Annotated in this window: 9 protein-coding genes; 5 read left to right on the top strand and 4 right to left on the bottom strand. The window is 24.5% G+C overall.

Annotation, left to right across the window (positions count from 1 at the left end):
* Window positions 1–103: 103 nt before the first annotated feature.
* The gene (locus tag Q0J90_RS11820; protein ID WP_297278102.1) at window positions 104–820 is read right to left on the bottom strand and encodes a gamma-glutamyl-gamma-aminobutyrate hydrolase family protein; all 717 of its coding nucleotides are present in this window, start codon (window positions 818–820) and stop codon (window positions 104–106) included.
* Window positions 821–1,010: 190 nt separating this feature from the next.
* On the opposite strand from Q0J90_RS11820, the gene Q0J90_RS11815 reads away from it, so the two are divergent.
* The 4 genes from Q0J90_RS11815 to Q0J90_RS11800 all read left to right on the top strand — a co-directional run bounded on the left by Q0J90_RS11815 (window position 1,011) and on the right by Q0J90_RS11800 (window position 5,075).
* Window positions 1,011–1,574 carry an RNA 2'-phosphotransferase gene (locus Q0J90_RS11815; RefSeq protein WP_297278101.1) on the top strand — a complete coding sequence of 188 codons (564 nt, stop codon included), beginning with the start codon at window positions 1,011–1,013 and terminating at the stop codon, window positions 1,572–1,574.
* Window positions 1,575–1,891: 317 nt separating this feature from the next.
* A complete protein-coding gene (locus Q0J90_RS11810; RefSeq protein WP_297278100.1) occupies window positions 1,892–3,496 on the top strand; it encodes a peptide ABC transporter substrate-binding protein in 1,605 nt (534 codons plus the stop codon).
* A gap of 164 nt (window positions 3,497–3,660) precedes the next feature.
* Complete coding sequence (locus tag Q0J90_RS11805) at window positions 3,661–4,161, top strand: hypothetical protein (RefSeq protein WP_297278099.1); 501 nt, start codon at window positions 3,661–3,663, stop codon at window positions 4,159–4,161.
* A 371-nt stretch (window positions 4,162–4,532) separates the two neighbouring features.
* Window positions 4,533–5,075 carry a hypothetical protein gene (locus tag Q0J90_RS11800; RefSeq protein ID WP_297278098.1) on the top strand — a complete coding sequence of 181 codons (543 nt, stop codon included), beginning with the start codon at window positions 4,533–4,535 and terminating at the stop codon, window positions 5,073–5,075.
* 366 nt (window positions 5,076–5,441) lie between these two features.
* Here Q0J90_RS11800 and Q0J90_RS11795 read toward each other — a convergent pair whose 3' ends face one another.
* On the bottom strand, window positions 5,442–5,984 hold the full coding sequence (locus Q0J90_RS11795) for a hypothetical protein (RefSeq protein ID WP_297278097.1): 543 nt from the start codon (window positions 5,982–5,984) through the stop codon (window positions 5,442–5,444).
* Window positions 5,985–6,903: 919 nt separating this feature from the next.
* Here Q0J90_RS11795 and Q0J90_RS11790 point away from each other — a divergent pair.
* Window positions 6,904–7,143 (top strand): hypothetical protein, encoded by a 240-nt coding sequence (locus tag Q0J90_RS11790; RefSeq protein ID WP_297278096.1) that lies wholly within the window; start codon window positions 6,904–6,906, stop codon window positions 7,141–7,143.
* 113 nt (window positions 7,144–7,256) lie between these two features.
* Here the strand turns inward: Q0J90_RS11790 and Q0J90_RS11785 are convergent, their stop codons facing one another.
* Together Q0J90_RS11785 and Q0J90_RS11780 are read right to left on the bottom strand one after the other, a co-directional pair.
* A complete protein-coding gene (locus Q0J90_RS11785; protein WP_297278095.1) occupies window positions 7,257–7,604 on the bottom strand; it encodes a hypothetical protein in 348 nt (115 codons plus the stop codon).
* A 238-nt stretch (window positions 7,605–7,842) separates the two neighbouring features.
* Window positions 7,843–8,439 carry a hypothetical protein gene (locus Q0J90_RS11780; protein WP_297278094.1) on the bottom strand — a complete coding sequence of 199 codons (597 nt, stop codon included), beginning with the start codon at window positions 8,437–8,439 and terminating at the stop codon, window positions 7,843–7,845.
* Window positions 8,440–8,633: the final 194 nt, after the last annotated feature.

Genomic DNA, 8,633 nt, shown 5'->3' with positions numbered 1-8,633 from the left:
CTATAAAAAAACTTCCTGAATTAAAAAACTTAAAAGAATTAATTCTTATAGATACTAAAATAAAAAATAAAGATATTTTTGTATAGAAATTATTTTTAAATGATTATTTTCTTGATTTGCAAACTTCTACGAACATGTCAAAAATATTCTGCATCTTTATTATTTTAGAACTCATTAATTCAGGATGCCATTGTACGCCTAATATAAAAGAATCTTTTTTCTTATATTCTATAGCTTCAGCTATACCATCTTTTGCAGCTGCTGTAACTTTGAAATCTTTAGCTAATTTATCTATGGCTTGATGATGAAAACTATTAACTTCAGAGCTTTCGCCTAGCATATCATAAATAATACTGTCTTTTACTATTTGTATTTTATGGGTTGGAGCATGATACTCTGCTGTTTGACTATGAAGTATATTTGTACTTCTTTGTGCTGGTATATCCTGTATTAAAGTGCCTCCAAAATATACATTTATAACCTGTATTCCTCTGCATATTCCAAATATTGGCTTATTCATTTCTACTGCGTATTTCATTAATTTAAAATCGAAATCATCTCTTTCTATAGATATAGTGCCGATTTTTTCTATAGGTTCTTCATTAAATCTAAAAGGATGAACATCAACTCCGCCTGTCATAATAATTCCATCAACATTTTCAACCATTTTTTTTATTATTTCTTCATCCTCTATGATTGGTATTATAAAAGGTGTTCCTTTTGACCTCATAACAGAATCAACATAAGAACGATTAACAAATGCTTTTGGTATGGAAGTATTTTCATATAAAAGATTTCCTGACAAACCTATAACAGACATAAATATATCCTTTTTTATTTAAATAAAAATTTGCATATATTTTACAAGTAAAATAACTTTTTTACAATAGATTAGGGGCGGGTGGGCGGGCTGAATAAAATTCTATTAAATAATAGTGTTAACATAATATAGTTGACATAATTAATAAATGATATTATTTTATTAACTATGTATTTTGCGGAGAAATAAAATGAAAGATGATAAATTAACTAAAGAGGAAGTTAAAATAAGTAAATTTGTTAGTTTAGTATTAAGACATAAACCTCAAAATATAGGAATTACATTATCTAAAGACGGCTGGGCTAATGTTTATGAATTAATAGAGAAAATAAAATTAACAGGAAGAAATATAAATAAAGATATACTTGAAAGAGTTGTATTATATAATGATAAAAAAAGATTCAGCTTCAATGAAGATCATACTTTAATAAGAGCGAATCAAGGTCATAGTATAGATGTAGATTTACAATTTGAAGAGAAAGAACCTCCGGAAATATTATTTCATGGAACTTCAATTAGTAGTATAGAAAGCATAAAACAGGAAGGCATAAATAAAATGGGAAGACTTCATGTACATTTATCATTAACAGAAGAAACAGCTAAAAAAGTAGGTGAGCGTCATGGAAAACCTGCAATAATAAAAATTAATTCTAAGAAAATGTATGAAGACGGTATTAAATTTTACTTATCCGAAAATAAAGTTTGGCTATGCGATTATGTTGATCCTAAATATATTTTTGATATTAATAAATGAATTAACATAATATTTTTTAATTTTAAATAAATACCCCGCCATTTATATTTTCTAGCTTTATTTAGATAATAAAATTTTAAATTATTTTTAAAGCTTTATTAGAAATTTCAGCACCCGCCCAAGTGATTATTAAGTTTAAAAATTTTTTCTACGCATGATTTATTTTTATTGATTTTTGTATTTAAATATAAAGTTAATGTATTTATATTTTTTAATCTATTCACCGTGCGGAAATTATATTAACATAATATAGTTGACATAATTATATATTTAGTTATCATATTTAAATAAATTATCTTATAAAGAGAATATCTATTATGAAGAAAAAAATTTTTATAATAATTTTATTTGCAAATATATTTTTATTATCATGTTCTAATAGTAAATCATCTAATGAAGGAATAGTGGTATCAGTTGGGGGAATGCCTAGCAGTTTAGATCCGGCATTCGCTAAAGGCATTAATACAGCAGTTTACATAACACATGCATTTGAAACGCTTACTCAAAGAGATGAAGACGGTACTATAATTCCTGCACTTGCTGAGAGCTGGGAGGCTATGAGCAATAATACAGTTTATATATTTCATTTAAGAGAAAATGCTAAATGGTCAGACGGAAAAAGTTTAACAGCTAATGATTTTGTATATACTTTAAGAAGATTAATTGATCCTGAGGTAGCTTCTCCTTTTTCTTTGGGATTTGATATAATAAAGAATGCTCAGAGTATAATGAAAGGCGAGAAGAAGTTAGAAGAACTTGGGGTTTATGCTTTAGATGATTATACATTGAAGATTGAGCTTGATATACCGCTTCCATATTTTGAAGAGGCTATGGCTAGTGATATTGCTTCGCCTGTAAGAGAAGATATTATAGAAACTTACGGTGAGGATTGGGCTTTAACAAAAGATCATTATATTGGAAACGGTCCTTATATAATGACTGAATATGATGAGGCTGTAAAAATAGTAATGGAAAAAAATCCTTATTATTGGGATAAAGATAATGTAAAAGCTGAAAAAATCACTTTCGAGTTTTTGGAAGATGTTAATACTGCAGTTGCTGCAATTTATGGAGACAGTATATTATTTTATCCTGAAGCCCCAGAAAATGAGAGAGCATCTTTAATAGAGCAGGGTATAGGAAGAGAAGTTGACGTCACATCTATTGCTTATTATATGGTTAATTTGAAGCGAAAACCTTTTAATAACCCTTTGGTAAGAAAAGCATTAGCACTTGGTATAGACAGAAATTATATAGTAAATAATGTTTTAGGAGGTGGAAGGGTTGCAGCTGACGGATTTGTTCCTATAAATGTAAAAAATGGCACTAATAATTTTAGGGATAATGCTCCGGAATATATTTCTTTGGAAGAGAGCAATTATCAGAAAAATATTGAAGAGGCTAAAAAACTTCTTGCTGAAGCAGGTTATCCCGATATAAAAAAATTCCCTATAATAGAATTAATAACAACTACAAATCCTTCATCATTATTTGTGGCAGAGGCAATTCAAAGTATGTATAAAAATAATTTGGGTATAGATTTAAAACTTAGATATGAAGAACCTACAACATATTTGCAGTCAATAAAAGACGGAAGTTTTCAAATGATTAAGGCCGGAACTAGTGTTGCTTATAATCAGGCTACTGGTTATTTGAGACTTTTTCAGCTTGATGGTTTGGGTAATGACGGCGGATACACAAATGCTGTTTATGATCATTTAGTTGATATTGCTATGACAAATGCCAATGAGGATATAAGAATAAAAGCAGCCTATGACGCAGAACGTATACTAATACAAGAGGATATGGCTATAATTCCTATATATTATGATAAGGCTACAGTTATGCAAAGCAAAAAACTTCATGGGGTAAAATATGATATTTTTTCAATATATGATTTTAGGAATGCTTATATAGAATAATTATGAATAAGATTTTATTATTGTAGACTAAAAAATACATAGGTAATAAAATAGTGATTTAATTGTTTATAATTTAGCAATTAAAAATAGTAAAAATTTTTATAATTTCTTGAAAAATAAAGAAAATATATAAACTTTAAAAATATAATATTGGGATTTATTTTATGAAAAAATTATTATCACTTTTTATTTTTTTATGTCTTTTCATAAGCTGCGAAGAGTTTGTCGGACAAAATATTTCCGTATCAATAGATGATAGCAATTATAATTATTTAGAGTTCATTATCTGTGAAAAACTAGAAAAAGGACATATAAAAGCAAATGTGATCCGTATAAATGGAACATCAGCTATTAATTATAATTACACTTATAATTTAGTTAATAATGATGTTTATTACAATATAAAAACTTCATACAATATAAACACAGGATCTTATGAAAACAAAATAGAAAAAATGCCTTTAGATACGCCTGTAAAAATTGAATTAACAATAAATGCTGACAGCATGGAAACTAACTGTAGTTTAAAATACAATGGCAGAGAATATTTACTCGCTGACTATGATGAATTCAATAATCCTTATTTATGGTATGACACTTCAAAAAAGCAATATGATGCTTATCTAAAAGCAAAAAAAGAATTCAATGCAAGCAAATATGATTAATTATTCTAATTGACTTTGTAACTTTTTTATTTTATAGATAATGTAAAAAATATATGTTATCATTACTTTTTATATTATATTTTCCTTTGCTGCAAATTTTACTGCAGAGTTATATTGAAAAAAGCTTTATTTATTAAAAATAGTAATGAAATTTTATTTCAAATTGATATTTTAATATATATGATAATAGAGTTATAATTAAATATAGTTCTATTATCATAGATATTTAAAGTTGAATTTCATTTGTAATTCATGTAATTTTATTTTAAAAGATAATTTAAAATAAAAATCAATTTTATAAAATGTTTGACAAATTTAGAAAAATACATAAACTATAGATATATAATAAAAATAAATAAGAGGAAACATATATGAGAAAGTTTTTGTTAATGTTATTTTTACTTTTTAGCTTTAGTTTTTTTGCTTATGGACAGGACACTGACGTAGATGGTACTGTAACTGTAGAAGAAACATACGATGAATTTACGCAAATAACTTGGTATGAGCCAAAATATGTTTCTGATAAAGATAGTACATATTTTCCTAATATAAGCTGTTATGCAGGCCGTCAAGGAGAATCTAATATTTTAAGATTAAAAATAATGTATATGGGAAAGAGTTGGTTATTTATTGAGTCATTCTACTTACTATATGATGGTGTTGTAAAGAAAGTTAATTTTGATAAATATGAAGATTATGATAGTAATGTAGGACAAACTGGAAATGTATTTGAGTATATTGATATATATGTTGATGAAGAATTAATGAATTTTCTAGAAAATTTTAGTCAAGGTAAAAATACTAAAATGAGACTTGATGGTAAAAGTTCTTATAAAGATTATGTAGTAGATACTATATCAAAAAAAGCTATAAAAATTATTATAGATAAATATAAAGAATTAAATAATAAGTAATTTAATATAAGTTATTTATTTTTTATTAATGTATTTTATTTCAAGATATTATATATTTATTTTTGAATATATTATCTTGAAAATAAAATACATTTATATTTATTATTGTAATGAAACTAATGCAATAATTATGTATGCTCATTATATTAATAAATAATTATATAATATTGCTAAGAATTTAGTTTTTTAATAATTATTTTATAGTAATTTTTTAGTATTATATATGCCAATATCTGAGTGCTGCATCTGTTTTTGATTATACAAGCAAATAAAAAACAATAAAAATGTTTCAAAACGGCAATGTACAAATGATGTATAATTACAATGATATAGCTATATTCAGATAGCAATTATATTAGTAATATTTTATTTTAATTCTTTTTTATATTTTTCTATTAATTGAATTATATTTTTTTTCTGTCCGCTTGGCAGAGGATTGTCAACTTGATAATCTCCGTAAAATCTCATTTTTGTATTTTGAGAATTAGTCATAAAATTATATAGTAAATCTAATTCTGTATTATTTAAAAACTTTGTTCCTTTAGCTACTTTATAAACTGCAGAAGGAATATAATTATAACCTGTATAAACAGCTTGTTGATACACTATATCATTTTCAGCATCATCTAATTTAAAAGAAATATTTTCTTTTGTTTTATCATCAAAAAAATAAACTTCTCTTAAATTAAGGTAATTATTGTATAATAATGCTTGAGTTCTAACTTCTAAAGCAATTATAGGTTTATTAGGCTCATTATCATATACTACAATATTTAAAAAAGCTCCCCATTCAGCAAAATCATCAGTATAATATTTAGTAGCTCCTTTTAAATCATCTCTATAAGTTTTAATACTAGCACAACTTAAAGAAAATAATCCTAATAAAAAAAGTAAAATAATATGTTTCATAAATAAATCCTAAATTATAAATTATCATTAAACTTTGTTATAAGTTTTTTATTTAGCTTTATTTTCATTTTCTTCATTTCCTCTTATCAATATACTATCTTTCCATAATTTTTTAATTTTTCCATTTGTTAAATATTCTCTTTAAAAAATGATTATGTAGAAATTAATCTATCTTTTTTAATAATATTTCTTATCTCATACATATATTTTATTAGATCGCTATTATACCATAATATCCTAATTGAGTAAAATATAAAGATAATGTTATTTTAGTCATATCATCCATTTTTTTGGCAACTAATTATAAATATATTTTTCATAACAAAAATCCATAAATTTTATTTCTTATTTTAAATATTTTTGATATAAATAATAATCTTTAATATAACTTTCAAATACTTTTTAATATTTGATTAAATCATGAATATATCCCCAGCCTTCTACTTTTTAAAATTTTTAAATAAAAAGCAGCTTTATATTTGCATTTAAAAAATAGAAAAAATCTAAAAAAGTTTAAATATTATACATTTATATAATGATTTTTTTTAAATAAAAACTTTGACAAATATATAACAACACATAAACTATAAATATATAAGAGAATAGTTAAAAAAACTTTTATTAATTTTCACTTTACTTTTAGGATTCAGCTTTTCGACTTATGGGCAGAAATTAATAAAAGAGGAAATAATAGCAGATGATGCCGTAGTTCGTATTTATGATACAAAAATAGATATTTATAGTAAAACTTTAGGTTTAGTATCTATTGAAAATAATAAATTTGTTATTATGTCAGTAAATTTATCTAATCCAAAACAATATATATTTCTCTTATACAAAAGAAAACAATAAAGAATTATTAACTTTTTCCTATGAAAAAGGAGTCTTAATACAACCTGAAGCGTATAGTTTAATAAATTTGGATAATAAAAAAGTAGAATATTATGAGTTTGAAAATTTTACTTTAGATGGAAATGTTTATCTTACAAAGTTTAATGAAAATCATTTTAAAGTTTTACTTCTTGATAATAAAGCATTAGGTTTAGATAAAGCAAATGATTTTGGGGTATATAATATTAGTTTTTTAACCTCTTTTTTATTAAGTAATTATAAAAGCTATATTATTAATTTTAATACTTATAATAAATTTTTAAAATAAAAATAATATTTTTTAAAATTTTTCAAACATTATACATTTGTATAAGATTTTATTTATAATGTTTTATAATATCCTTATATAAAAGTAAGGAGTTTTATAAATGTCTTATAACTCTATGAATTTTGAATTAAAATTAAAAACTGATGAATTTGATAAAAGCATTGTACGAAAGTTCTTGGATTTTTTTCTTTATATAAATTATCATTTATTATTTTAGCTTCAATTCTATTGTCTATAGAATTAAGAAATTGATTTTTACTTGAATAATCAACATTATAGGGCGGGTCTGTGAATACCATATCAGCTTTATTGCTATTCATAAGTAAATCAATATTTTCTTTTACCGTACAATCTCCGCATAAAAGTCTATGCTCTCCCAACTGCCACAAATCGCCGTTCTTTACTACTGTTTGCGGTGTAGAAACGGTTTGTTCTTCTTCTATCTCAAACAAAAGCGGCATGTCCTCAAGTCCTTATTGATTAGATATGATTTTATTGTAAATTAAAAAAACGAAAAAGATTCGGAAAATTGTCTAATTAATTTTGAGAAACTTGTTTTTTTATATTTTCTATTGACTTATCATAAAAACTTTGTTAAACTAAATATAGAGTTAGTACGAATGGCAGAAAATTTGCCGCCCACGCCTGCCGCTTGCTTAATTTTAAGTACTGCGATGGAGGAACGGGGCGTCCTCCCTACTAACTCTTATTTTTTAATTCTTTATCATCATCTTCATATTTTTTTCTTGTTGTATTTCTTATTATGAAAAAATGAACTATTTCATAATTATCCTTTTTATTTGATAGTTCAACAGTTACTAGGTCATTATAATTGTTATCTATTCTTGTTATAAGATTATAATAATCTGGTCTTTTTGATTTCCCTTTTAATATTGCCTCTGTCCTATAAAGAGAGTTTCCTAAAATTCTTATTGCTTGTTCTTCTGTTATATCAGGATGTTGTTGTTTATTTCTTTCAATTATATTCTTTTTTAATAAAATAGGCTTATCTTCTAAACCTTGTTTTTTCAAAAAAGATTTAGGAAAGTTAGGCAGAGTATTATCTTTTGTCCAGTCTATTTTTTCAAGCTGTTCAATTTTTTCTTTTATCTCTTTTTCTTCTTTTTGTTTTTCTTCGCTTGAATCTTCATTATTAGTTTCTTCTTTATCTTTCTGTTTATTATCCTCTCCGCTTCCTTTCGTAAACTTACCGTCTTTATCTCTTTTGTGTTCTTCTTCCTTAAAATTATTAGTATCTGCTTTTATAGTGCTGTCATTTTGTGTGTAATCAAACAATAAAAAAAGATTTATACAATAGTTTAATTAATTTTGAATAAGCCGACATCATTTCTATGACATCGGCTGTATTTTTTATTTTGTGCTGTTTATTCTATTTATTATCATTTGCTTTAAATATTGACTGATAGTTTGATTTTCACTTTCAGCAATATTTTCTAATTTATCATGTAGCTCGTTTTCTAACCTTACAT

This window comes from uncultured Brachyspira sp. (assembly GCF_944390595.1).
Lineage (GTDB): Bacteria > Spirochaetota > Brachyspiria > Brachyspirales > Brachyspiraceae > Brachyspira.
The sequence above is the reverse complement of the archived record's forward strand: the minus strand, read 5'-3'. Positions and strand labels throughout refer to the sequence as shown.

What these genes read in the sequence shown, in the direction of transcription:
- Q0J90_RS11800 (WP_297278098.1), top strand. Translation starts at nt 4,533, where the DNA reads ATGAGAAAGTTTTTGTTAATGTTATTTTTACTTTTTAGCTTTAGTTTT.
- Q0J90_RS11795 (WP_297278097.1), bottom strand. Translation starts at nt 5,984, where the DNA reads ATGAAACATATTATTTTACTTTTTTTATTAGGATTATTTTCTTTAAGT.
- Q0J90_RS11820 (WP_297278102.1), bottom strand. Translation starts at nt 820, where the DNA reads ATGTCTGTTATAGGTTTGTCAGGAAATCTTTTATATGAAAATACTTCC.
- Q0J90_RS11815 (WP_297278101.1), top strand. Translation starts at nt 1,011, where the DNA reads ATGAAAGATGATAAATTAACTAAAGAGGAAGTTAAAATAAGTAAATTT.
- Q0J90_RS11785 (WP_297278095.1), bottom strand. Translation starts at nt 7,604, where the DNA reads ATGCCGCTTTTGTTTGAGATAGAAGAAGAACAAACCGTTTCTACACCG.
- Q0J90_RS11810 (WP_297278100.1), top strand. Translation starts at nt 1,892, where the DNA reads ATGAAGAAAAAAATTTTTATAATAATTTTATTTGCAAATATATTTTTA.
- Q0J90_RS11805 (WP_297278099.1), top strand. Translation starts at nt 3,661, where the DNA reads ATGAAAAAATTATTATCACTTTTTATTTTTTTATGTCTTTTCATAAGC.